Source organism: Brevibacillus sp. YAE8, from assembly GCF_057543335.1.
On sequence record NZ_BAAIYG010000016.1, the window covers coordinates 1 to 24205 of the forward strand.

General features: G+C 55.5%; 27 protein-coding genes and 1 rRNA gene. 4 read left to right on the forward strand and 24 right to left on the reverse strand.

Annotation, left to right across the window (positions count from 1 at the left end; genetic code table 11):
• The 5 genes from AC27IT_RS17560 to groES form a co-directional block, all read right to left on the reverse strand.
• Nucleotides 1-94: ribosomal RNA gene (locus AC27IT_RS17560) — 16S ribosomal RNA — on the reverse strand; the annotation flags it as partial.
• Between the two features lie 272 nt (nucleotides 95-366).
• Nucleotides 367-993 (reverse strand): HAD family hydrolase, encoded by a 627-nt coding sequence (locus AC27IT_RS17565; RefSeq protein WP_429776682.1) that lies wholly within the window; start codon nucleotides 991-993, stop codon nucleotides 367-369.
• Nucleotides 994-1149: a hypothetical protein gene (locus AC27IT_RS17570; RefSeq protein ID WP_429776680.1), complete on the reverse strand. Its 156-nt coding sequence runs from the start codon at nucleotides 1147-1149 to the stop codon at nucleotides 994-996.
• 238 nt (nucleotides 1150-1387) lie between these two features.
• Complete coding sequence (gene groL / locus AC27IT_RS17575; RefSeq protein WP_005830243.1) at nucleotides 1388-3019, reverse strand: chaperonin GroEL; 1632 nt, start codon at nucleotides 3017-3019, stop codon at nucleotides 1388-1390.
• A 56-nt stretch (nucleotides 3020-3075) separates the two neighbouring features.
• The gene (gene groES / locus AC27IT_RS17580; protein ID WP_005830242.1) at nucleotides 3076-3360 is read right to left on the reverse strand and encodes a co-chaperone GroES; all 285 of its coding nucleotides are present in this window, start codon (nucleotides 3358-3360) and stop codon (nucleotides 3076-3078) included.
• Between the two features lie 264 nt (nucleotides 3361-3624).
• Between groES and AC27IT_RS17585 the strand changes: the two genes are divergently transcribed.
• The gene (locus tag AC27IT_RS17585; protein ID WP_283858608.1) at nucleotides 3625-4962 is read left to right on the forward strand and encodes a CAP domain-containing protein; all 1338 of its coding nucleotides are present in this window, start codon (nucleotides 3625-3627) and stop codon (nucleotides 4960-4962) included.
• Between the two features lie 7 nt (nucleotides 4963-4969).
• On the opposite strand, the gene AC27IT_RS17590 is transcribed toward AC27IT_RS17585, so the two are convergent.
• From AC27IT_RS17590 to AC27IT_RS17615, 6 genes are all read right to left on the reverse strand, one after another.
• The gene (locus AC27IT_RS17590) at nucleotides 4970-5380 is read right to left on the reverse strand and encodes a hypothetical protein (protein ID WP_007776978.1); all 411 of its coding nucleotides are present in this window, start codon (nucleotides 5378-5380) and stop codon (nucleotides 4970-4972) included.
• A gap of 171 nt (nucleotides 5381-5551) precedes the next feature.
• Nucleotides 5552-6328: a twin-arginine translocase subunit TatC gene (gene tatC, locus AC27IT_RS17595; protein WP_005830239.1), complete on the reverse strand. Its 777-nt coding sequence runs from the start codon at nucleotides 6326-6328 to the stop codon at nucleotides 5552-5554.
• Nucleotides 6329-6346: 18 nt separating this feature from the next.
• Nucleotides 6347-6706: a twin-arginine translocase TatA/TatE family subunit gene (gene tatA / locus AC27IT_RS17600; protein WP_005830238.1), complete on the reverse strand. Its 360-nt coding sequence runs from the start codon at nucleotides 6704-6706 to the stop codon at nucleotides 6347-6349.
• Nucleotides 6707-6747: 41 nt separating this feature from the next.
• Entirely contained in the window at nucleotides 6748-7749 is a 1002-nt protein-coding gene (locus AC27IT_RS17605) for a molybdopterin-binding protein (RefSeq protein ID WP_026558260.1), read from the reverse strand.
• Nucleotides 7743-8258, reverse strand: coding sequence for a MogA/MoaB family molybdenum cofactor biosynthesis protein (locus tag AC27IT_RS17610; RefSeq protein WP_005830235.1), 516 nt, complete (start codon nucleotides 8256-8258; stop codon nucleotides 7743-7745). Before AC27IT_RS17610 ends, AC27IT_RS17605 begins: the two co-directional genes overlap by 7 nt.
• A 99-nt stretch (nucleotides 8259-8357) precedes the next feature.
• Nucleotides 8358-8936, reverse strand: coding sequence for a 5-formyltetrahydrofolate cyclo-ligase (locus AC27IT_RS17615; RefSeq protein ID WP_197187030.1), 579 nt, complete (start codon nucleotides 8934-8936; stop codon nucleotides 8358-8360).
• A 106-nt stretch (nucleotides 8937-9042) separates the two neighbouring features.
• Here AC27IT_RS17615 and AC27IT_RS17620 point away from each other — a divergent pair, with 106 nt between their 5' ends.
• Nucleotides 9043-10977 carry an ABC-F family ATP-binding cassette domain-containing protein gene (locus tag AC27IT_RS17620; RefSeq protein ID WP_221843530.1) on the forward strand — a complete coding sequence of 645 codons (1935 nt, stop codon included), beginning with the start codon at nucleotides 9043-9045 and terminating at the stop codon, nucleotides 10975-10977.
• A 56-nt stretch (nucleotides 10978-11033) separates the two neighbouring features.
• Here the strand turns inward: AC27IT_RS17620 and AC27IT_RS17625 are convergent, their stop codons facing one another.
• The 7 genes from AC27IT_RS17625 to AC27IT_RS17655 form a co-directional block, all read right to left on the reverse strand.
• The gene (locus AC27IT_RS17625; protein WP_026558262.1) at nucleotides 11034-13271 is read right to left on the reverse strand and encodes a hypothetical protein; all 2238 of its coding nucleotides are present in this window, start codon (nucleotides 13269-13271) and stop codon (nucleotides 11034-11036) included.
• A gap of 340 nt (nucleotides 13272-13611) precedes the next feature.
• Complete coding sequence (gene tsaD, locus AC27IT_RS17630) at nucleotides 13612-14700, reverse strand: tRNA (adenosine(37)-N6)-threonylcarbamoyltransferase complex transferase subunit TsaD (RefSeq protein WP_007776962.1); 1089 nt, start codon at nucleotides 14698-14700, stop codon at nucleotides 13612-13614.
• Nucleotides 14700-15155: a ribosomal protein S18-alanine N-acetyltransferase gene (gene rimI / locus AC27IT_RS17635; protein ID WP_005830227.1), complete on the reverse strand. Its 456-nt coding sequence runs from the start codon at nucleotides 15153-15155 to the stop codon at nucleotides 14700-14702. Before rimI ends, tsaD begins: the two co-directional genes overlap by 1 nt.
• A gap of 4 nt (nucleotides 15156-15159) precedes the next feature.
• Entirely contained in the window at nucleotides 15160-15882 is a 723-nt protein-coding gene (gene tsaB, locus AC27IT_RS17640; protein ID WP_283858605.1) for a tRNA (adenosine(37)-N6)-threonylcarbamoyltransferase complex dimerization subunit type 1 TsaB, read from the reverse strand.
• A complete protein-coding gene (gene tsaE, locus AC27IT_RS17645; RefSeq protein WP_005830223.1) occupies nucleotides 15863-16333 on the reverse strand; it encodes a tRNA (adenosine(37)-N6)-threonylcarbamoyltransferase complex ATPase subunit type 1 TsaE in 471 nt (156 codons plus the stop codon). Before tsaE ends, tsaB begins: the two co-directional genes overlap by 20 nt.
• 18 nt (nucleotides 16334-16351) lie before the next feature.
• Entirely contained in the window at nucleotides 16352-17374 is a 1023-nt protein-coding gene (thiL, locus tag AC27IT_RS17650) for a thiamine-phosphate kinase (RefSeq protein ID WP_327944735.1), read from the reverse strand.
• Nucleotides 17375-17461: 87 nt separating this feature from the next.
• Nucleotides 17462-17923: a SprT family protein gene (locus AC27IT_RS17655; RefSeq protein ID WP_327944734.1), complete on the reverse strand. Its 462-nt coding sequence runs from the start codon at nucleotides 17921-17923 to the stop codon at nucleotides 17462-17464.
• Nucleotides 17924-18033: 110 nt separating this feature from the next.
• On the opposite strand from AC27IT_RS17655, the gene AC27IT_RS17660 reads away from it, so the two are divergent.
• Nucleotides 18034-18369, forward strand: coding sequence for a hypothetical protein (locus AC27IT_RS17660; protein WP_005830218.1), 336 nt, complete (start codon nucleotides 18034-18036; stop codon nucleotides 18367-18369).
• A 79-nt stretch (nucleotides 18370-18448) separates the two neighbouring features.
• Complete coding sequence (cmpA, locus tag AC27IT_RS17665) at nucleotides 18449-18571, forward strand: cortex morphogenetic protein CmpA (protein WP_005830216.1); 123 nt, start codon at nucleotides 18449-18451, stop codon at nucleotides 18569-18571.
• Between the two features lie 24 nt (nucleotides 18572-18595).
• On the opposite strand, the gene AC27IT_RS17670 is transcribed toward cmpA, so the two are convergent.
• From AC27IT_RS17670 to AC27IT_RS17695, 6 genes are all read right to left on the reverse strand, one after another.
• On the reverse strand, nucleotides 18596-20758 hold the full coding sequence (locus AC27IT_RS17670) for a Tex family protein (RefSeq protein WP_005830214.1): 2163 nt from the start codon (nucleotides 20756-20758) through the stop codon (nucleotides 18596-18598).
• Nucleotides 20759-20956: 198 nt separating this feature from the next.
• Nucleotides 20957-21754, reverse strand: a complete 798-nt coding sequence (sigB, locus tag AC27IT_RS17675) for an RNA polymerase sigma factor SigB (protein ID WP_005830213.1) — start codon at nucleotides 21752-21754, stop codon at nucleotides 20957-20959.
• A complete protein-coding gene (gene rsbW / locus AC27IT_RS17680; RefSeq protein ID WP_487092009.1) occupies nucleotides 21723-22217 on the reverse strand; it encodes an anti-sigma B factor RsbW in 495 nt (164 codons plus the stop codon). Before rsbW ends, sigB begins: the two co-directional genes overlap by 32 nt.
• Entirely contained in the window at nucleotides 22217-22543 is a 327-nt protein-coding gene (locus AC27IT_RS17685; protein WP_005830210.1) for an anti-sigma factor antagonist, read from the reverse strand. The genes rsbW and AC27IT_RS17685 overlap by 1 nt, the downstream gene beginning before the upstream one ends.
• 25 nt (nucleotides 22544-22568) lie before the next feature.
• Nucleotides 22569-23570: a PP2C family protein-serine/threonine phosphatase gene (locus AC27IT_RS17690; protein ID WP_007776949.1), complete on the reverse strand. Its 1002-nt coding sequence runs from the start codon at nucleotides 23568-23570 to the stop codon at nucleotides 22569-22571.
• Entirely contained in the window at nucleotides 23564-24001 is a 438-nt protein-coding gene (locus AC27IT_RS17695; protein WP_026558265.1) for an anti-sigma regulatory factor, read from the reverse strand. Before AC27IT_RS17695 ends, AC27IT_RS17690 begins: the two co-directional genes overlap by 7 nt.
• Between the last annotated feature and the right edge of the window lie 204 nt (nucleotides 24002-24205).

Below are 24205 nucleotides of genomic sequence, written 5' to 3' on the forward strand. Positions count from 1 at the left end.
GTCCGCCGCTAGCCCCCGAAGGGACTCGCTCGACTTGCATGTATTAGGCACGCCGCCAGCGTTCGTCCTGAGCCAGGATCAAACTCTCCAATAAAGTTTGTTACTGGTTCAAAGCTGGCAAATCATTTAATGATAGACTCATCAACGCTTTCGCTGTTCAGTTTTCAAGGAGCATTTCACTTTCTTTTTTTCATCAGCACCTCGTGGCGCCGACCTTTTAAACTATATCATACCTTCTTTTTAAAATCAAGGGTTATTTTTAGAAGTTCTTAGCTTTTTTCATTCTGTTTAAAAACCCTTTCAAAAGCGACAAGAGTTATCTTAACAAGTCCAGAGCAAAAACGCAAGTACAAACATACTGGAATTTTACTCCATATTCTCAATGCCCAAAACCATGGGCAGTTCCGTCAAAGAATGGATGATCGCTCTCGGCACAAACTGCTCTGGCAGCTCTTGTAACCCGTTGTTTTTGCACTCCCTCCGCCATTTCTCCGTGCACAGCTCGCGCACTCTCTGGTCACGCACTCTCATATAAGGAGAGATTCCTTTTGCTGCCTCTGGCATTTTTCTTTCTATAAGCACAGATACGATCTTCATTTGATTAGCCGGATGCACGTCGTGATCCAACCGATCTCCTACGTGAGCCAGCACCTCGCCTGGCAGATGCTGAAAAATCGCCGGATCGGGCTTGCCTGTGCCAGCGCGCTCCGGGGTAATGATCGCCTCAAACAGCTCGAGTATGCCCAGCACCTCCATCACAGGAGCCTGATACTTGTAAAAGCCGTTGGTGACCACTGCAAGCGCGAAGCCTTCGCCTCTGAGCTTTCTCAAAGTCTCCGGTATTCCCTGCTCCAGCAAATGCACCTTGGGCGGCACACAATGCTTCCGCACCAGCGCTTCGATATCGACGCCCGGCTGCACACCGAGAGCGGCGCATCGGACAGACAGCATATCATCCCAGTCGTAGGCTGCCACCCATTGGCGCAGGGCCATTCACTTTTCATGCTCCGCGATCAGTTCAGCAACGATGTCATGCTCACGCCCGAGCTTTCTGGAAACTGTACTCGCCACCTCTGGAAATACCCAGGCACCGAAAGGATTTTGCATCAGCGTTCCATCCAAATCCAAAGTAATCCAGCGCTTGTTCATCGCTCTCCCCCTCTCCCGTAAACGCCCAGGACGCGTTCATCCGTAGACAAAAGCTGCTACCATAACTGTCCAGCAGCAAAAGCCCCCCACTCCTCATCGTATTCACCAGTCGCCAAAAAGCGCCCACAGCAGAAACTCCGGCCTCCCCCCACTCTTTTGGCGCAAGCAGGTTTCCGCACATAAAAAAAGAGACAGACTAATGTCTGCCTCTTTTTGCAGAAAACGGCGAACCGCTTTCTTACATCATGCCCATGCCGCCCATGCCACCCATGTCTGGCATGCCCATAGGCGATTTGTTTTCTTCTGGTTTGTCAGCAATTACTGCTTCTGTAGTCAGGAACATAGCTGCTACAGATGCAGCGTTGGACAGTGCGGAGCGAGTTACTTTCGCTGCGTCAACGATACCAGCTTCGAGCATGTTTACATACTCTTCGGTAGCTGCGTTGAAACCAATGCCCACTGCTTCTTTTTTCAGGCGCTCTACGATTACAGAACCTTCCAGTCCTGCGTTCGCAGCGATTTGACGAACTGGCTCTTCCAGGGAACGGAGTACGATTTGTACACCTACAGCCTCTTCGCCTTCTACTTTGATTGCTTCTACCGCTTTGATCGCGTTAATCAGAGTAGTACCACCGCCAGGTACGATACCTTCTTCTACTGCAGCGCGAGTAGAGTTCAGAGCGTCCTCGATGCGGAGTTTTTTCTCTTTCAGTTCGGTTTCAGTAGCTGCACCGACTTTGATAACTGCTACGCCGCCAGCCAGTTTAGCCAGACGCTCTTGCAGTTTTTCGCGATCGAAGTCGGAAGTAGTGTCTTCGATTTGTTGACGGATTTGGGATACGCGGCTTTCGATAGCTGCTTTGTCGCCAGCACCTTCAACGATGGTTGTGTTTTCTTTGGTAACCACGATTTTGCCAGCGCGGCCCAGTTGCTCCAGCTTAGTGGATTTCAGGTCCAGACCCAGCTCTTCTGTGATTACTTCGCCGCCAGTCAGAGCAGCGATGTCTTGCAGCATAGCTTTGCGGCGATCGCCGAAGCCAGGAGCTTTCACCGCTACGGCTGTGAAGGTACCACGCAGTTTGTTCACTACGAGAGTAGCCAGCGCTTCGCCTTCCACGTCTTCTGCGATAATCAGGAGCGGTTTGCCGCTTTGTACCACTTGCTCCAGTACAGGCAGAACTTCCTGGATGTTGGAGATTTTTTTGTCAGTAATCAGGATGTAAGGGTTGTTCAGAACCGCTTCCATCTTGTCAGTGTCAGTAATCATGTAAGGGGAAGCGTAGCCGCGGTCAAATTGCATACCTTCTACTACTTCCAGCTCAGTTACGAAGCCTTTGGACTCTTCAACGGTGATGACGCCGTCTTTGCCCACTTTTTCCATAGCTTCTGCGATCAGGTTACCCACTTCTTGATCGTCAGCGGAGATCGCAGCAACTTGTGCGATGGAGGACTTGTTCTCAACTGGCTTCGCGATGGATTTGATTTCTTCTACAGCAGCACGAACAGCTTTTTCCATACCGCGACGGATTACCATCGGGTTAGCGCCGGCTGTTACGTTTTTCAGACCTTCGCGGATCATAGCTGCAGCCAGAACGGTTGCAGTAGTAGTACCGTCACCTGCGATGTCGTTCGTTTTGGTAGCAACTTCTTTAACCAGTTGCGCACCCATGTTTTCGTAAGCGTCTTCCAGCTCGATTTCTTTCGCGATGGTTACGCCGTCGTTTGTAATCAGCGGAGAACCGAATTTTTTCTCCAGAACCACGTTGCGTCCTTTTGGTCCGAGAGTTACTTTCACTGCATTTGCCAAAGTTTCCACACCGCGGAGCATGGAGCGGCGAGCGTCTTCAGAGAATTTGACTTGTTTTGCCATCTAAAACTCAACCTCCTGTTATTTGTATTGTCGTTCGACTTCCTATGTCAAGAGCCTTAACCGATGATCGCGAGGATATCGGATTCGCGCAGCACGAGGTATTCTTTATTGTCTACCTTTACTTCAGTACCAGCGTATTTGGAGAAGATTACTTTATCGCCTTCTTTTACTTCCAAAGCGATGCGCTCGCCGTTGTCGGCAACACGGCCAGAACCAACTGCGATTACTCGGCCTTCTTGCGGTTTTTCCTTTGCAGTATCAGGCAAAACGATACCGCTTGCAGTCGTTTCGTCTTTGGAGATAGCTTCGATTACCACACGGTCACCCAATGGCTTAAGCACTAAAAACACCCTCCTCAAAAAATGTAGGTAAACAAATTTTTCTGTTGTTAGCACTCACTTGTTATGAGTGCTAACACCCAATTCCTATAATAATGAATCGCTATGTACTTTGCAAGTAGTTTCCCTCATTTTTTCCCAACCGCTAGTCTCCATTTGCAGTTTCTCTAGCAAATGATTTTTCTAGCAAAACGGTTCTAGCAAACAGACCGGCTCATATAAATCAAACAAACGATCAGACAAGCCTGCCAAGGAGGGATATGTTCCATGCATAAATGGCTCTGGATCGGCCTGATTGCCCTCGGTGTGCTGGGAATCAGCCGTTTGTTCTCATCGGACACCACTTCCTTTATACGGGTAAACATCTACCCTTCCGCCATCTTTTGGGACGGACGCCAAATCGCCACTGGCGGAAAGCAAGGGTATTACGTAGAAAGAGGCCAGGAGGTGCCCGCTTCCCTGGAGTATCGGGGAACGCTCTACGTCCCGCTTTCCATGATCGGACGGCACCTGAACAAACCAGTTGGCTGGGACAAAGCCTCTCATTTTGCCTGGGTCGGTCAGCCGCCGACGATCCCGACGGAGCTGCCTGCCGACAACAGCACTTCTCCGGCTGCTCCCAAACCGGACGAGGCTATACCCGCAAGCGCGCCGGTGCCAACTGCTCCGGCAAAAGCTACAGCCACAGACGCCTCTTCGCAGCAAGAGTCCGCTACGCTGTTCGGGCTGACTATCGGGACGCCTGCCGAGGAAGTCCGCAAGCTGCTGGGCGAGCCGGCGCGCAAAGACCCGAGCAGCCTTGGCTACGAATGGTGGGTGTACAACCGCGATCCGGCCCGCTACGTCCAGGTGGGCATCGCCAACGGCAAAGTAGTGGACCTGTACTCTCTCGCTCCGACCGCAATGCTGGGCAACATCGGGGTGGGCAGCAGCCTGCAAGCGCTGGAGCGGCAATACAGCCCGCAAAATACGCTCACCTTTTCCTATATGGGAGCCAACATCCAGATTACCAACCAGAAGCAGCAGCGTCCGCTCGTCATGAAGAACGGCATCCCGCACATTTTTTACCTGGACAAGCAAAATGGCAGCAAAGTGACCGGACTGCGCCTGATCGACACGCAAATGCTATTGCGCGGCGGGTTTTACGAAACGAAATGGTCGTACCAGGGGCAAGCCCCGGATTTCGATCCTCCGGCCTTGAGCGTGGGCGAACGGGAACAGGTCAACCTGGCCAATGAGCGGCAAACGCTCGATCTCGTCAATGTCTCCCGCTACCGCTACAAGCTGCCTCCCCTGCAATGGAACGAGGAAGCTGCAAAAGTAGCCAGAGCCCACAGCCTGGACATGGAAACGAACGATTACTTCGATCATGTTTCCGCGACAACCGGAAGCAGCCCGTTTGATCGTCTGAAGCAGGCCAAAATCGCCTACAGCATGGCGGGAGAAAACATCGCAGCAGGCTATCCCGACGCAATCGAAGCGCATGAAAGCTGGATGAACAGCCCCGGCCACAGGAAAAACATCCTGGAAAAAGACTTCACCCAGCTTGGCGTCGGCGTCATTACCGACTATTTCACCCAAACCTTCCTCACGCCGAGCAAGTAAGCCGCTGTCAGCGCAAACGGACGCTCGCCCTGAGCTGATCCACCGCTCCGGAAAACTCGACTACGACTGTCTCGTATTCTTTGGTGTGCAAAATCAGCCACGGGCGCCTGCCTTCTTTTTTCGGCATGATGACGAACATCTCCGCGATCTCCGTGTCGATGCCAGACGGGGCATGCTGCAACCTCTGCGGCGGTGCCAGCGGGATTTTGACGATCATCACGTGGTCGAGCGACGGATTCAGCTCCAACACGCGCCCGCTTACGGTGCGTAACAGTTGCTGCGCCTCTTTTTGAAACACGTCCGAATTGGCAAACGTCGCGACAACCTGCTGCTTGTCCGAATCGAACAGCTCTACCTGCTCTCCGCCATTGGCGGAACCAGCCGAAAAAAACAAGGTCAAGCATAAAATTAGCCACATGTTGCCCTAACACCTCCCCTTCCTAACTTTTCTAGTATCTCCTACCTGTTTGCGGTCATTCGCATCGTGGCTGCTGCAGAGCGGTGACAGCCTTGCCCAGCCGATTTTTTTCATCAAAAAAGACCCGCTGCTATCCGTCCCGATAGCAAGGGGTCTTCTCTGTGATCGTCCTTATCGTACCAGCTCGTCCGTTTCAAAGCCGCCAAATTCTTTTTCCCACTCCGCTTCTTCGCGCAGTTGCTTGCGGTAGACGATGCGCGACAGCCAAATGCTCAGCTCATAGAGCAGCAAAAGCGGGATCGTCACCATAATGTCGCTGACGATCTCGGGAGGCGTCAACGTAATGCCGACTACAGCCAGCCCAAAATAGGCGAACCGTCTCACCTTTGCCAGCCGCATCGGATTGAGGATGCGCAGACGGGTCAGAAACATCACGATAATCGGCAATTGAAACAGGATGCCAAAAGGGATGACCATGTTGAACAGGAAGCCGAAGTACTCAGCGATTCCGTAGTTCGGATCAGCCCCGATGGTCGCGGTCATGCCGGTCATAAACTGCATAATCATCGGAAAAACGACGTAATACCCAAACAAAATGCCCGTGATGAAAAGCAAACAAGCCGCCGGAATAAAGTAAAGCGAACCGCGCCGCTCATGCTCCTGCAAGCCTGGCGAGACGAAGCGCCAGAGATGATAGAGCGCAACGGGCAGCGCCACTACCGCGCCAATCAAAAAGGCAAACTGCATGTAGACGCGAAGAGCATCGGATGGATGCAAGGAAATAATCGGCACGCCATCGGCGATCGGCTCTTGCTTCAAATACTCAATCAACGGACCGGCAAAGAAAAAGCCGGCTATCAGTGCGACAACGAAAACAGCCAGCACCCATATGATGCGCTTGCGCAGCTCCGTTAGGTGTTCAACCACTGTCATTTCCTGATCTTTCATGGCAACCACCTTACCTGATTAGGCCTTCTGCTGCTCTTTTTCCATCTGAAGGCGTTCCTTTTCCAGCTTTTCGCGAATTTCTTTTTCCAGACGCTCGCGCTCCAGGCGTTCACGCACTTCCCGCTCGATTTTTTCGCGGTCAAAGGCGTCCTTCTCCGTGACGACAGCCGTTTTGGCTGGTGCTTCTTTTGCAGCCAGCTCCTTCTTTTTCGCTTCTTCGTCATCGTCGTCGTCGCTCGTCAGGCTGCGCGTTGCGTTTTTAAACTCTTTCAACGTATGGCCTACTGCTCGTCCCAGTTCCGGAAGCTTTTTCGGCCCAAAGAGCACCAGCGCCAACACCAGAATCAAAATTAATCCAGGAATCCCAATCGTACTCATGCTTTTCACTCCTTTTTCCTGTTATTTGACAGTCTAACCAGCTAGCACTTCCGTAAACCGCCATAACCGAGTCTCGTCATGTCGGAAGCGACTATTCGTTCTCCTGCAAGAATGCGCGGCAAAAATACATCGAATGAGGTAAACGGCTCATGCATCACGGCTCCGGGCAGACCGAGGATCGGGACGTCCCCTTTATAGGCGACCATCAGCATCGAGCCTGGCAGCATCGGCGTGCCGTAACGGACCACTTCCGCTCCCACTCCGGCAATCGCTCCCGGCGTCCTGTCATCCGGGTCGACGGACATGCCGCCTGTGACGAGCACCAGATCAACGCCTTCGTCGAGGAACGAAAGAATTTGTTTTTCAATCGCTTCTTTATCGTCCGGAGCAAAACGTTGATCGACTACGGTAGAGCCGAGCGCTTCCACCTTGTTGCGGATCACAGCGCCGAACTTGTCTTCGATCCGGCCGGAAAACACTTCGCTTCCGGTCGTCACAAGGCCGACCTGCTTCTCCTGGAACAGCTTCACCTCGATGATCGGGCCGTCAAACTGCTTAGCTAGCTTCTCCAGCTCCACAATGCGCTCTTCTTCGATAATCAACGGAATGATTCGGGTGGCAGCCAGCGTGTGGCCGGGGTGCACGATCTGATCGCCGTACATCGTGGAGAAGGCAATGCCCTCCAATGCATTAATGGCGTGTACCGCTTCCTCGTTGACTTTGGCAAGACCCGTCCGCGAAGCTTTCATCGAGACTTTGCCCTCGTACGGAGGCGTGAGCGTCAAACCTTGACCGGATACGGCCTTGGCGATCCGGATGCCCGCCTCTTCCTCGTGAATGAAACCTTCTGGCATCTCCAGCACGTAAATGTGTTCCTTGCCAATGGACAAAAGCGGCTCGATATCCGCCTCCGTGATAACATGTCCTTTTTTAAACAGGCGGCCTTTAAACTCACCAGGCAAAATTTGCGTCATGTCGTGCGGCAGCATCATGCCGATCGCTTCTCGCACCGGAACTTCCCGCATTTTCGGTTTTTCTACCAACCCAATCCTCCCCAATCTTCATTGGCTTCGCCTGTCCCTTGCAAAATGTGCAAAGCATCCGCGAGCATGTCGCCGATGGCGTTGAAACAGATTTCTACCCCTTTTGAATTTCCGGGAAGGTTAATGATGAGCGAGTTGCCGCGTGTACCCGCTACCGCGCGTGTCAGCATCGCCCGTCGGGACTGCTGCAAGCCGGCGCGGCGCATTTCTTCCGCAAGTCCTGGCACTGGTCTGTCAATCACCCAGGCGGTCACTTCCGGCGTCACATCGCGCGGGCTCAGTCCAGTTCCCCCGGTCACGATCAGCAGGTCGCATTTTTCGCGGTCCACCAGCTCAATCATGTTTTCCTGCAGCTCTTCCATATCATCAGTAACGGCACGGTAGACAGCTACATCTACGTCCAGCCAATCCCTTGTCAGATTGCGGATGATGGGAATCCGATCATCAGCCCGGTCCCCTCTGGCAATCGAATCACTCGCCGAGATAACGCCTACCTTCCATTTACCCACAGTTCATTCCTCCGTTTTCTCATTCGTTAGTATTGTACACTTTTTTGTCCATAGTGTAGAGGGCACAACAAGAAAAAGGAACCTCCTGACACAAAACCTTCACGATTGGAAAAAGCCGTTTTCCGTCACCATTCCATCCAGACGAATATCGTGAGGCTCAAGTGGGACATGCTCGACTACCTGCATGGAAAAGCCGACGCCGAGCAAAAAAGGCGGTTTGTCCAGCCCGGCAAGGAACCGATCGTAAAAACCTCCGCCGTAGCCCATTCTGCCGCCCTGCCTGTCAAACGCCACACCGGGCACGACTACGGCGTCCAGGCGGGCAAGCTCTGCTTCCTCTGCCTTTGCCGGGTCCGGCTCCATGATCCCGTACACGCCCTGCTTGAGCATTTCCGGTCCTGTATAGCGGTAAGGAATCAGGCGGCGCTGCTCGACAAGGGCGAGTGGCAGCCATATTTCCTGCCCTCTTTTCATCGCCTCCTGAATGAACGGCAAAATGTCTGCCTCGTCTCCAAAAGGATGAAAGGCCATGATTGCCCCCGCTGCCGCGAGCCGCTCATTTTCCAGCAGATGGCGGCATATCTGGGCAGCGTATTGCTGGCGCTCGTTTGGCGGCATGGCTTTGCGCCTCTCCAAAATATGGCTTCGCAACTGTTTTTTATTCGTTTTTTGGTCCATGGCAACCTCTTCCCTCTCCTTGCCGCACAAGGACCGCCCCCTGAAGGCTTGTCCCGTGCGCCGTCTCTAGGCTACACTTGCATTACTATATAAAGAGGTGAATCAGATGATTTTGCTGCAGGCTGAACATATAGAAAAAACATATGGCATCGAAACCATTCTACAAGACATCTCTCTGCAAATACAAACAGGAGAGCGGGTCGGGCTTGTCGGCGTGAACGGCGCGGGCAAATCGACGCTGATGAAAATACTCGCGGGCGAGCTGAGCTACGACAGCGGGCTGGTCCGCATCCCGAAAGATGTGACGGTCGGCTACTTGGCCCAAAACGGCGGGCTTGAATCCGAGCGATGTATTTGGGATGAGCTGTTGAGCGTCTTCGACCATTTGCGGGCAGAGGAAAAAGAACTGCGGGAGCTGGAGGCCAAAATGGGCGACCCGGCCGTGCTTGCGGACGAAAAGCGCTATCAGCAAATTTTGGAAAACTATTCGCTCCGCTCGGAAGCGTTCAAGGAAAAAGGCGGCTACAGCTACGAAGGCGCCATTCGCGGCGTCCTGCACGGCTTGCGCTTTGCGGACATGGACTACCAGACCCCGATCAAGACGTTGAGCGGCGGACAGAAAACAAGGCTGGCACTAGCCAAGCTGCTGCTGCAATCCCCTACGATTCTTTTGCTGGACGAGCCGACCAACTACCTGGATATCGAGACACTCACCTGGTTGGAGACGTATTTGCAAAACTATCAGGGCGCGATTCTCGTCGTCTCCCACGACCGCTACTTCCTCGACAAGCTGGTGACGGTCGTCTATGAAATCGAGCGGACTCGCGCTACGCGTTACGTGGGCAACTACAGCCGCTTCCTCGATGAAAAGGCAGCTCGTCTCGAGCAGGAGCTGAAGCGCTTCGAGAAGCAGCAGGAGGAAATCGCCAAGCTGGAAGACTTCATCGCCCGCAACATCGCTCGCGCCACCACGACCAAACGGGCGCAGAGCAGGCGTAAGACGCTGGAAAAGATGGAGCGCATGGACAAACCGATCATGCACAACAAGTCCGTGAATTTTTCCTTCGACGTAGCCAAAATGAGCGGAACGATCGTCATGAAGGCGAACAACCTGTCTGTCGGCTACCCGGATGCCGTCCTCTCCCGCGGCCTGACGTTTGAAATCGAACGCGAGGAACGTGTCGCACTGGTCGGGCCAAACGGGATCGGCAAGTCGACTTTGCTGAAAACGATTGTCGGGCAACTGAAGGCGCTCGCGGGCGACGTGCATTTCGGCAGCAATGTGACGATCGGCTACTACGACCAGGAGCATCGCAATCTGAATGAGCGCAACACGGTGCTCGGCGAAATATGGGACGAGTATCCGCACATGCTGGAAAAAGACGTGCGGACGCTGCTCGGCAACTTCCTGTTCAGCGGCGACGATGTGCAAAAGAAAATCAGCGATCTGTCCGGCGGGGAGCGCGCGCGTGTCTCGCTGGCGAAGCTGATGTTGAAGCAGGCCAACTTCCTGATTTTTGACGAGCCGACGAACCACCTGGACATTTTCAGCAAAGAAGTGCTGGAAAACGCGCTCTACGACTATCCGGGCACGATCCTGTTCGTCTCCCACGACCGCTACTTCCTGAACAAGATAGCCAGCCGCGTGCTGGAGCTGACGGGCGATGGCGTGACGAGCTACTTGGGCAACTACGATTACTACGTGGAGAAAAAGCAGGAGCTGGCAGAGCTTGCCGCCGAGCAAGCGGCGCAGCCTGTGAAAAAGCAGGGGTCTACTGCCGCAGCCCAGCCGGAAAAATCGTCCTACGAGCTGGACAAGGAAGCAAAAAGGCGCGAGCGTCAACGCCAGCGCCGTTTGGAAGAAATCGAGGCGACGATTCAAAAGCGGGAAGCCGACATCGTCAAATGGGAGGAAGAGCTGTGCCTCCCGGAAATCTACAGCGATCACGTGCAAGCCAAAGAGCGCAACGACCTGATCCAAGCCGCCAAGCAGGAGCTGGAGCAGTTGTACGACGAATGGAGCACGCTGTCGGAGGAATAGCGACTGTCTGACCGCATGAACGTATGCAGGCGGTGTTGTCGCGCTTCACTTGCGACTCACGTCGAGCAGCGCTCCTGTGTCGGCTCCTCCAGCGCCGCGTACAGGGCGGGCACGACGAGAAACGAAATGCAGGTCGCAGCGGTCACGATTCCCGAGTCGTTGAGCGCAAGTCCCGCCAGCGCTCCAGCAATGACGCCCGCGAAGCCTTTTACCAAATACGGCGTATCCTGTGCCAGATGACGGAGAAAGCGGTCGTTTTTCAAGGCGAGCAGCCCGAGTACGATGAGCGAAACGGCAAACACCTTGCTCCAGATCGAGACGCGAATCAAACGCAAGTTCATCGCCAGCTTCCGCTCGACCATCTGCCCGATCTCCGCCCACTCGCCTGCCATTATTTGCTGGGCTACTCTACCGACGTGAGTGGGAGGCTGATCGGAAACGAGGCTCGCCGCCATCAACCCTATAACGCCAAGCATGAGGCCGCCTGCCAGAAGCAGGAGGCCTTTTTTGCCTATGCGCCAGCCGTGCAGCCGGGAAAAGGCGACAAAAAAGCCGACCAGCCCGGCGAGAAAGCCGCCTGCGTCCGTGCCCAAATCCGGCGCGACCATGTAGTACAGGACAATGCCGCACATAGCGGCCGAGGCAGCAGGCAGCAGCAGGCTCGCCCCGAAAAGCGCCCGGCTCCGCTCCCGGTAAAGCTGGTACAAGGAAGCGACCAGCATGATCGTTCCTCCGATCATGACGCCTTCGTATTCATTGCCCAAGCCGTAAAAACGCGCCCCGATCACCGGGTCGTAGCCGAGAAACGACTGCCGCATCAGCGTTGCCCCCGACCAGCCGTCGAGCAGCAAGGCGGCAACGGTTACGGCGCTTGCGGTCAGCGTGACGCGGGCAAGGGAGTGGTTTTCCTGCCAAAAGGCCGCTGCCAGCGCGGCCATAATCAACGCCCCGAGAACGACTGAACCGTGAACCTGCCAATCGAGCAAACTCTCGGCCAACAGCAAAAAGGGAAACCAGAGCAGCGCGAGCAGCGCCAGACGGACACCTCTGCGTATACGGGACAAGCCTGCGCCTTCTCTTCTCCTGCCCCACAGCCACAGCAATGCCGCGAACGCCAACGTCACAATTTGCAGCATGACGTACGTATAGAGGACAGAAGAGCGCGTGGCGTACGTATGATGAATGTTCTCCACCTGATGGCTCAACAGCGGCAGCGTCCCCCTCTCCGTGCTGTGCATGACATGACCCGCCAAGCCTTTCGGAACAGGCACGTCCAGCCAGGACAACACCGTCGGCAATACGTCAAGTCCGCTTACCAGGCCGGCCTGCCGCGTAGTCGCTGAGGTCAGCAGCCCCGCTCCTTCTCCTGACCAGCTCAAAAGCGGCGACAGCAGCGCCTTTTCTTTTACGGCTACCGGGTTGACTGCTGGCGACACGAGCAGCACCAGTTGGTTTTCCCCGCGCGCGGAGAGCAGCTCGTCGAGAAACTGCGACAGATCGTGCAAAACCCGTTGATACTGTCTGGCAAACTGTCCCGGCTCCATGTCCGGGCCAAGCTGGTACAGGCGGGACAAGTCGGAAAGCTGTACCGCAATCAGGCCGGATATGCGGTCTGCCCGAATCTGCTCGCGCAAGTAGCTGTAATTCGTTTTCACCCCGAACGGATAGCCCTGCGCGAACAACGTGCTTTTGCCGGACACATCCCCTGCCGGAACTCTTCCCTCCTGGTCCATGGCAAACAGGACAGCGTGCCGCTGCCTGGCTTCCTCGACATCGCCGTTGCCGTAGGAAGCTACCCGAATCTTGTGCGCGGCAAGCGTCGTGCCCAACAGCCCAAGCCGGGAGGAATACGGTTTGTCCCGGTTATCCTCGTGCAGCCGGAAAATACCGGGAAAAACGATGGCAGAACGCGCCAGGTCCTGCGCTTGGTAACCGCCCAGCTCCTGCATCCGCTCTCCTGCCGTCTCTTTGGGGGAGAGCGCTTCTTGCGGGTGATAGGCCGTACCGCTGCGCTCGGTATAGAGAGCCTGGGCGCCGCTGCCCATCAGCAAGTAACCGTTGGCCGCTGTCCGTGGCCCCGGCGTGCGCATGGATAAGGCACCTGCTGCCGCCTCGCCGATCCATTTATCCACAGGCGGCAGGCGTTTCAGCTTTTCCAGATCGGAAAAAGACAGCCCGTCTACAAACAGCACGACGACCTGGCGCTTTTCGTTGGCAGCAAGCGAATTTCCGCAATTTGTATGAGCAAACAAAATCAGGATGACCAAGAAAAGCCACACGAATTTTGTCTTCACGGCGTACCTCCTGTTGATAACCAGAGTCTTTTATCCACATATTCCACAAAATAATCCACAGGCTATACGTGAATTTCCCGGCCATTTTTCGCGTTATCACCAGTATTCACAGGCGACTGTGAGAACAACCCGGAAAGTTATCCTGATCTTGTGGATAATGCTGAAAACGCTTGAGCAACAGCAGGAACGAGGGCGGAATCAAAGGCGGCGCACAGCTCTCCTGGCGGGGAGAGACTGGCAGCAAGTCCTTTTCCCACGGTCGGGCTTTCCAGACGACAAGACTCGCGGAACGCAAAAAAGCCCATCCCCGCAAGGAATGGACTTTGCTGTTCTATCCAGGCTACTGCTCGTTTTCGTTCAGCGACAACCCAGGCACGCCGTTCAAATCGAGCGCGGCGAACTGCCCTTTTTCATACTTGATATAGCCTGCTGCCGCGATCATGGCGGCGTTGTCCGTGCAAAGCGACAGCGGCGGGATGACGAGCGGGATTCCTTCCGCCTCGCAGCGTGCCTGCAGCCGTTCCCGCAGACCGCGATTCGCTGCTACGCCGCCTGCCAGCAGCACTTGCTTCGCCTGGCAGGCACGCACTGCGCGGATCGTTTTTTCCACCAGCACCTCTGTTACGGAGTCCTGGAAGCTCGCGGCCAAATTCGCCGGCTCGATCGTCTCTCCCCGCTGCGCGGCGTTGTGCAGCGTGTTGAGCACGGCCGACTTCAAGCCGCTGAAGCTGAAATCGTACGAATCCGGTTCCAGCCAGGAGCGCGGCAAAGGGACATTCGCTTCCCCTTCGTGTGCGAGGCGGTCGATGTGCGGCCCGCCCGGGTACGGCAGATTCAGCGCGCGCGCTACCTTGTCGTAGGCTTCGCCAGCGGCGTCATCCCGCGTTTCTCCCAAAATCTCAAACTGTCCGTGCTCCTTCATCCAGACGAGTTCGGTATGGCCGCCGGAGACGACCAGGGCGATGAGCGGGAAGTTCATCTCAGCCACCAGCCGGTTCGCGTAAATGTGGCCTGCGATATGATGAACGCCGATGAGCGGGATTCCGCGCGCCAGTGAAATGGCTTTCGCCGCTGCCACTCCCACGAGGAGCGCACCTACGAGGCCAGGGCCGTATGTCACTGCAATGGCGGAAATGTCCTCCAGCTTTTTGTCTGCTTCTGCCAAAGCCTGCTCGATCGTCAGCGTGATGTTTTCCACGTGCCTGCGGGAAGCGACTTCCGGCACGACGCCGCCGAAGCGCTTGTGAATATCGGCTTGAGAAGCGATGACATTGGACAGCACCTCCCGGCCATCGCGGACCACAGATGCCGAAGTCTCGTCGCAACTGGTTTCAATCCCTAAAATGTACACGGGCGCGCCGGACTTTTTCTGCGCCTCGTAAGCTTCTTGTATGCGCATCTCGTAGCGCGACGTCTTGGTCTTGTTCATTACAAAGTCACCCACATAATGATTGCGTCCTCATTGTTATCCGAATAGTATCCTTTGCGCACGCCATGCTCCCGGAAGCCGAGCTTGGTGTACATGTTGCGCGCGACGGTGTTGGAGGGCCGAACTTCCAGCGTCATGCTTTTCGCTCCAAACATTCTCGCGACTCCCATCATCTTAATCATCAGCCCCAGGCCGATTTTTTTCCCGCGAAACAGCGGATGTACGGCCACGTTGGTAATATGGGCCTCATCAACCACGATCCACATGCCACAGTATGCGACGATCCGATTTTGGTGGACGACGACGACATAGCGGGCGTTCGGGTTTTTCGTCAGCTCGTTGACGAACGCTTCATGCGGCCAGGGGGTGGAAAACGACAACCGTTCCAGCTCGGCCACAGCCCCGACGTCCTGCATCGTCATGAAACGATATTCCAGGTCAATTGGTTGGCTCATGCTTCTACTCCTTTACGGCCCCCGCCTGCTTTTGGGCAAGCCACTTCGCTTCTGCCTCCGCTAGCTGCAAATATTCAGGGACAAGCTCGTGCGCACTGCCTCCGTCCTGCAGTCGGCGCAACGCCGCATACCCGATGTGGGCTGCGCGCGGGTGGTTGGCAGCAGGAGAGGCAAACCGGGCCTGCTCCCCCAGCTCCTGCTCAATCGCCTCCCGGTGAATTCGCACATCTTCGCCCAAAAACAAAACAGGCTCTCCCTGCGCCAAGTCCCTGAGCTGCGGCAGCCACTCCTGCAGCAAGACGATTTTCTCCTTCTCCTGCGCTTCTACCGATTCCAGACCGTTGGTGCGGTAGCAGCCCGAGTACACCTGTCCCCGGCGAGCGTCAAACAACGGCACGATCAGCCCGGGAAAGCCCAAGGCATTCATGGCGACAACCTCCAGGCTGGACACGCCGATGACAGGCACATTCAGCGACCAGGCCATGCTTTTTGCCGTAGCCACCCCGATGCGCACTCCTGTATAGGAGCCTGGTCCGTTCGCTACCCCAAAGCCGCTCAGTTGCTCGGGAGAAGTTCCTGTCGCATCCAGCAGCTCGCTGATGCAGTCCATCAGCCTCACCGAATGGTTTTTTTGCTGGTTCGTCGTCATTTCGGCGAGGACGCGCTCCTCCTCCACAACCGCAACGCTCAACACCAGATTGGATGTATCAATCGCCAGTACGCGCATCAAAATCAAACTCCTCACACAATTTCACGTAACGCTCTCCCTGGGGACAAAGCTCGATGCTCCGCGCTTCCTCGCCTGCCGTGCGCAGATAGACCGTCAGACGATCCGCCGGCAAGTAATCCGCAAGCAGCGAAGCCCACTCTACCACACAAACCCCTTCGCCAAAAAAGTAATCGTCCAGGCCGAGAGAATCGGGATCATCGCCCACGCGGTAGACGTCCATATGATAAAGCGGCAAACGCCCCTGATATTCTTTTATGATCGTAAACGTCGGACTGTTCACTACCTGGCGAACGCCAAGTCCGCGCGCCAGCCCTTGGGTAAACGTCGTCTTTCCGGCCCCCAGGTCGCCTTCCAGCGCCAGGAAGTCGCCTGGCGCCAGACTTTTCGCCAGTTGCTCGGCAAAGCGCTGCGTTTCCTCTGCGCCCGCAAGCTTCCAAGTATAGCCCATTTTTCATCCACTCCTCGCTTACTCCCGCTGCCTGAAATGATTGTAGCCTGCCTTGGGCAGATCGGTGCGGCTATCGCCCGAGCGCAATGACAGCTTCGGCTGGGCGGGCTTGCCTTCCTCAACCTCGCCAATGACGGTCAGCAAAATGCCTGCCGCCGCGAACCTCGCACGCACCGCCTCCACCTGGCTTTTTTCCAGCGTTCCTACCAGTTGATAGTCCTCTCCGCCGTAAAACGCCCACTTCAACGGGTCCTGCCCGCTCAGAAGCGCATAGGCGCGAACATCCTCCCTGACAGGAATCTTGTCCGCATCGACGCACATGCTGACGGCGCTTGCCTCGGCGATCTCCCACAGCTCGGAAGCCAAGCCGTCGCTCACGTCATTTAACGCCCCGCACGCCCCCGATTCCAGAAGCAGCCTGCCCGCCTCCACCTGCGCGCGCGGACGCTGGTGGGCTTCTATCAGTTTCGCCCAGCGACCGAACGACTCAACCGTTGCCTTGCCATCACGCAGCAGCAAATGCAAGCCGGCAGCAGAGCTGCCTACGTGTCCCGTCACGAAAACGACCTGTCCCGGCCGCGCCTGCGAGCGGCGAATCGCGCGTCCTTTTTCTACTTCGCCCAGCACGGTGACAGACAAGTGCAGAGCATCCGGGGCGGAAACGGTATCGCCGCCGATGACTCTCACGTTGTACGCTTCGCACGCGGCGTATATGCCGTCGTAAATGCCCTGGCATTCCTCCGGCGTCCAGTGCGGCGCTACTGCGATGCTGACCAGCGCATAGCGGGCGTAGCCGCCCATCGCCGCGACGTCGCTTACGTTGCTCGTGACCGCCTTGTAGCCGATGTCGCTTGGGCTCATTGTTTCTTTTAAAAAATGGACCGTCTCAACCATCGCGTCACAGCAGGCCACGACTTCCATCTCTGGCGCAGGAGAAAAAACGGCGGCATCGTCCCCGAGCCCGACGGTCAAGCCGTCTCCTTCCTGTCCGTCCGAACGGCTCGTCCATTGCCGGATCAGGGAAAATTCATCATGTGCCACCACAAACGCTCCTTTTTTGCATAGTGAGTCCATTATACCTCTGCTGTCAAAATGCGCGCAAGAAAGCCGGTGCCCACAGCGAAGCCGCTACTTTTTCAGCTCTCGCAGCTCCAGCCCCCCTCTGCAGCGCCCGCAGCGATAGCGGGAAGGGTCCATTTTGCGCTTGCGTTTATACGTCATCCCGCACGCCCGGCAGACGAGCTCATAGCGATAAGGCAAAACCGTGCGTCCCGTGCCGACCTGCTGGCAATACCGGCTTCCGCCGACTTGGGCAAGCAGCCAGCGAAAGTCCTGGTCTGCGTGGCGATAGCCTTTTTTCTCCAGGTGCAGGTGATAGTGGCACAGCTCATGCTTGATGATCGCAACCAGCTCCGCCTCTCCGTGCTCCTCCAGATGCCTGGGATTCAATTCGATGTCGTGAGAGCGCAGCAAATACCGCCCGCCTGTCGTGCGCAGTCTGCTGTTGAAGCGGGCCCGATGGCGAAACGGCTTGGCGAAAAATTGACTGGATATTTGCTCCACCAGCTTTTGCAATTCCGTATCGGTCATGTCCTCTCTAACGCTCCTCTCTACTGTTCACGATAGCAGTTCCTGTTGAAAAGTGCCAGATAGATAGGCTACACTGGGTGGAAGAAAAGTAGATTGGTTTGGAGGAGCTTATGCGCTATTTGATTTTGCAGGAAAAAGTCGGGCTGAAGTTCGTTGCGCTGCCACAAACGCATATGTACCAGCTTGTGGCCCTGTTCAAGCGACTGCACAAGGAGATCGACAAGCTGACCATCGCCGATCGGCCTGAGCTGCCGACCGTTCTGGCAGAGTGCGCTGACCTGGAGCTTCTTGGAAGCGAGCTGGCTATCGTGGATGGACTGGATTACGTCAGCAGTCTGGAAGAGCGTTTCGCTGCTCTCCCGGAGAGCCAGTACCCTTTGATCTCGCTGTTGACCGAGATTCGCGCCCTGCAAGCCCAACTGGAATTTTTGCGTGACGAAGAATAAGTTTTTTGGAAAATAAGTACCTCCTGGTCGCCTTTGTGCATACATTGCCAATAGGCGAATAATTCCAGGAGGTACCTACATGCCCCAGTGGATGCGTAAGCAGTTGCAGCGTGCCTTCAGCGGGAAGGACGTTCGACAAATTCGTTTGCTGAACAGTTGCTGGTTCTTATATTGGGAAAAACATGGCGGCCGTCCCGAGTAGCAGGAGGCCGCCTTTTTATGTGTCTTACGCCTCGCCAGGAGCGATCATGGTCAGCCCCACGCGCTGGCGTTTTTCGTCGATCTCTACGACCCACACGTCGACGATATCTCCCACGGTGACGACGTCGAGCGGATGCTTGACGAAGCCTTTTTTCAGGCGAGAAATGTGGACGAGGCCGTCATTTTTCAAACCGATATCTACAAACGCGCCGAAGTCGACCACGTTGCGGACGGTGCCTTGCAGCTTCATTCCGACGCCAAGGTCAGAGAGCTGTAGCACATCGCTGCGCAAAAGCGGCTTCGGCAGCTCGTCGCGCGGGTCGCGTCCGGGACGCAGGAGGCTTTCCACGATGTCTGTCAGCGTCGGCACGCCGATTCCGAGCCGCTCTGCCGTCTGCTCGATATTCAGCGACTGCAGGCGCTCCTTGCAACGCTCGCTGCCGATCTCCTGCGGCGCAATCTCGATCATCGCCAGCAGCTTGTGCGTAGCCGGGTACGACTCCGGGTGAATCGGGGTCTTGTCCAACGGATCGGTTCCCCCGACGATGCGCAAAAAGCCGATACACTGCTCATACGTCTTGGCTCCCAGCCGCGGGACCTCCTTCAACTGGGCGCGCGACGTGAACATGCCGATCTCTTCGCGCTTTTTCACGATGTTGCCCGCTACCTGCTTGCTGATGCCGGAAACGTATTGCAAAAGCGAAGGAGAAGCGGTGTTGACGTCTACCCCGACGTGGTTGACCGCCGATTCGACGACAAATTGCAAGCTGTCCGCCAACTTCGCCTGGGATACATCGTGCTGGTACTGGCCTACGCCAACCGATTTCGGGTCGATTTTGACCAACTCGGCCAGCGGGTCTTGCAGACGCCGCGCGATGGAGGCAGCACTGCGCTCCGCCACATCGAGGTCTGGAAATTCTTCCTTGGCCAGCGCGGAAGCCGAATACACCGACGCCCCCGCCTCATTGACGATGATGTACATCACCTGGCGCTTCAACTCTTTCAGAAGGTTGGCAATGAACTGCTCGGTCTCCCGGGAAGCTGTACCGTTGCCGATCGCGATCACACTGACGTCATACTTTTCGATCAGTTGCCGGACTTTGGCCGAAGCCTCTGCCACCTTGTTTGCCGGAGGGGTCGGGTAGACTACCGCTACTTCCAGCAGCTTGCCCGTCTCATCGACGACTGCCAGCTTGCAGCCCGTCCGGAATGCCGGGTCGACGCCCAGGACGACTTTGCCTTTGACGGGAGGCTGCAGGAGCAGATTGCGCAAGTTTTCCGCAAAAATGTGGATGGCCCGTTCTTCTGCCACCTCTGTCAGCTCCGCGCGCACCTCACGCTCAATCGACGGGGCGATCAGGCGCTTGTACGCGTCTTCAATCGTCTGTTCCAGCAAAGAGCGCACGACGGTGTCGCGGGGAATGAGCCGCCGCTGCATCCAGGCCAAAATTTCCGCCACAGGCGCTTCTACCGTCACCTTCAAGATGCCTTCGCTCTCGCCGCGGTTGATGGCGAGCACGCGGTGCGGAACGACCTTTTTCAACGGCTCGCTGTATGCGTAGTACATTTGATAGACGTTTTTCTCGTCTGCTTCTTCCGCCTTTTGCTCGGTCAGAAGCAGCCCTTTTTGCACGGTGCGCTGGCGAACCCACTGGCGGATATCCGGATCGTCGGAAAAGTGCTCGGCGACGATGTCCATCGCCCCCTGCAAGGCTTGCGCGATCGTGTCTACGCCTTTTTCCGCGTCTACGTATTTTTGTACTTCCTGTTCGGGATCGCCTGTCTTGGGCAAACTCAGCAAGTAGTTGGCGAGCGGCTCCAGCCCTTTTTCCTTGGCCATCGTCGCACGCGTGCGGCGTTTTTGCCGGTACGGCCTGTAGAGGTCTTCCACCTCTTGCAGCTTCGTCGCCCGCTCAATCGCTGCTTTCAGCTCTTCCGTCAGCTTGCCCTGCTCCTCGATGAGCCGGACGACTTCTTCTTTTCGTACTGACAAGTTGCGCAAATAACGCACGCGTTCCTCGATCGCCCGAATTTGCGTTTCGTCCAACTGCCCGGTCATCTCCTTGCGATAACGGGCAATGAAGGGAACCGTATTGCCTTCATCCAAAAGGGCAACCGTGCGTTCCACCTGATGAGGTTTGACGCCCGTATCCTGGGCGATTGTCTGGATCATCAATGTAAGCTCCATACATTCCTCCTGCGCTCGTACTTCGCCGTTTATTGTACCACATTTGCTAGCAACGTCTGGAAAAGCGTTAGAAAACTTGGCTGCGCCAAGCCATTGACGCAGCCTTAGTTGCCCTTACACTGGATAAGAATCTTATAAATTCTTATCTGTACAAAAAAAAGAGGCGCACACGCCCCTCTTCCCATTTTCCCGTTATGTCTATGTCGCTGTCTTTGCCGTTTCCAGTTGTTCTACCCGCAAAGCCTCCCGCAACTTGCCCAGCGCCCTGCGCTGCAAACGGGAAATGTGCATCTGGGACATGCCCATGATGTCTCCGGCCTGCTTCTGGCTCAAATTTTGATAAAAGGTTAAATGTATGATTTCTTTTTCGCGCTTGTCCAGAACGTGCAGTGCCCGGTCGAGCATCAGGTTTTGCTCGACTTGTCCGTAGCCCGCTTCCTGCTGGCCGACGAGGTCCAGCAGTGTGATCGTGTTGCCGTCGTTGTCTGCTTCCAGCTCGCTGTCCATCGACAGGGAATGGTAGCTCCGCCCCATCTCCAGCGTTTCCAGGACAGCTTCTTCCGTCACGCCCAGGCAGCTTGCGATGTCTGAGATTTGCGGCGAACGCTGCAGCTTGGCTGTAAGCTCGTCCACCACGCGCTTGATCTTGGGGCTGAGCTCTTTCACGCGACGCGGAACGTGCACGCTCCACGTCTTGTCCCGGATATACCGCTTGATTTCCCCGACGATGGTCGGGATCGCAAAGCTTTCAAACGTTCTGTCGAAGGAAGGATCGAACCGGCGCAAAGAAGCCAGCAAGCCGATCATACCCACTTGAACGAGGTCTTCGTACATGACTTGTCCGCGCACAAACTTTTTGGCCAACGTCTCTACCAGAGGAGTATAGGCTGTCACCAGTTGCTCCTGCAGGCTGTCATCTCGCGTCTGCCCATACAGGTGAATGAGCTGCCGCAGCTCCTCCGGACTATACTTCCGTTTCCGAGCTTGTCCAGTCATCGCCAGCCACCCCATCCCGCCGAACATACTTGGTCATGGAGACCGCCACTCCCGATTCAGAGCGAATCACGACTTCATCCATGAGCGTGTGGATCAGATAGAGCCCCAGACCTCCCTCATCCAGATCCTCCAGGTCTCTGCCTGCAAAAATCGGTGTCAGTTGTTCCGGCATCAGTTCACTCGCAAACCCTACGCCTTGATCGCTTACCTCGATACACAGACGATCCCGGCAAACCTGACATTCTATGTGGATAAAGCCAAGCTCTTCTTTTTGCTTGTACGCGTGTTTCACTGCATTCGTGCACGCTTCCCCTACCGCCAGCTTGATGTCCTCAATCTCCTCATAGGAAAAGCCCATGCGATTCGCGATCCCGGACACAGTGAGCCGCGCTACGCCCAAATATTCCGTCCGATTGGGCAGCGTCAACCGGATCACGTCAGCTTGAGGTTTTTGTTGAGCCATTACTCGCTCTCTCCTTTGCGGATGGCAATATGTTCGTACAAGCCCGTGATGCGAAACAGCCTTTCCACGCGTGGAGACAACTTTTGAACCTCAAACGCGCATTCCTTTTGCTTGCACGCTTTCATGACCGCGATGAAAATTCCTATGCCCGTGCTGTCCATGTACTCGACGGCTTCCAAATCAACCAAGAGGTGGCTTGTGCCTGGCTCATTCGCGAGGGACATGAGCGTCTCCTTCACTTTTGGTCCGGTATGCGCGTCAATATCGCCCCCGAGGACCACTCGATGCTCTGTTTCCTGGCTGGTTGTTTCCAAAAACAAATCCATCGCCATCTCCCTCCTTTGCATTGCTTCATGTTCTGCGAAGTACGATCATGGTGTAATCATCCAGCAGTTCAAATTGGGAGAGCGTAAGCAGCCTGTTGTACAGGGCGTTCGCCATTTTCTGGGCATGGACGCCCACTTCGGCTTGCATCTGAAGTACGAGCTCATCCCTTTGCAAATAATATCGGCTTTTTTTGCATTCTGTTACACCATCCGTCAGAAGAATCAGAACATCTCCCGGTTCCAGGCGAACCTCCTGCACTTCGTATTCACTGTTCGGGCTGAGTCCCAGCACGGAGCCTTGGCCCGCCAAATCGTAAAACGCGCCTTCCGCAGCCCGGTACAAAAAGCCTGGCTCGTGCCCCGCCACTGCGTAACGGAAACAATGCTCGTGTGTATCGTAAGACCCGTAGAGCATGGTCACAAACATGCTGGGGTCGATATTGCGCCCGACAATCCGGTTGAGGTGGTGAAGCATTTCGTCAGGGCCAAGCGGCATTTCCCGCAAGCTGTCTATCGCGTATTTGAGCATGGACATGCACATGGCCGCGGAAATGCCTTTTCCGGTAATATCTGCGACAGTCAGGCAAAACCGCTCTGCATCCTGGCAAATAAAATCGTAGTAGTCCCCCGACATTTGCTTGGCGGCTATGCTGACAAGGCCAATTTCCAGTCCGGGGTAAACGGGCAGTTGGCTCGGCAAAAGCGTCTGCTGCATCGTCTGCGCCACGGTCAGCTCTGCCTCCATCTGTTGATGCCGGCTTCGCCAGCTATGTACGGATCGGTGTTCATTGCCGTATTCAATCATCACTTCGGTCAGGACAGAAAAGGAGGCACGCACGAACTCCGGTACCTCCCCCAGCTTTTCCAATGCCCGCCCATGCATGTCTGTCAGTTCCTCTGGCGAAACATTGCGCGCGAGCAGCCATTTGCCCATCTGCTGGGCGACGTATAGCTGATCCTCGCCTGGGCCGTTCAGGTAATCCCGAAGAAGCTTTACGTACTCTTCTTCCAGGCTTCGGGTTACCATCTATCTACCCCCTCCTCTATCGGGCTGTTCCACTTCACGACGACAACACGCGTGCCCTCGCCAGGAGAGCTGTGGATCTCAAATTCATCCATCATCCGCCTGACCCCAGGCAGCCCTGCTCCTAGCGCACCGGAAGTGGAGTAGCCGTCTTCCAATGCCTTGCGGATGTCCGGGATTCCCGGCCCCGCATCTATTGCTGTCAACTGCAAGCCGATCACACCGTTTTGTTCGATCGGCGCTATGGTAATCGTCCCAGTGCCCGCGTACAAAAAAATGTTGCGAGCCAGTTCAGAGATGGAAGTGGCGATTCGGGACTGCATGATTGTACCGAAGCCGAGCTGTCTCGACATATTTCGCCCCACTTGCCTCGCTGTCACTATGTCTGCTTCTCGTTCTATCTTGATTGTCTCAGGACTACAGCTCTGCCACAATCAAAAAACCCCTTCCGCCCTCACTTAATAGGTAGAAATAATGAAATGAATGCGATCGAAGTTTTTTTCTCTACCTCGGAAGTAATAGCAAATCGTGTCACTTTTTGTCTACTATTCTCACCAAACACATTCGCTACACATACAGCGATTCCTGCCCCCATAGCAAAAAAACCACTTGCTTCACCCAAGTGGCTTTTCCTCTCC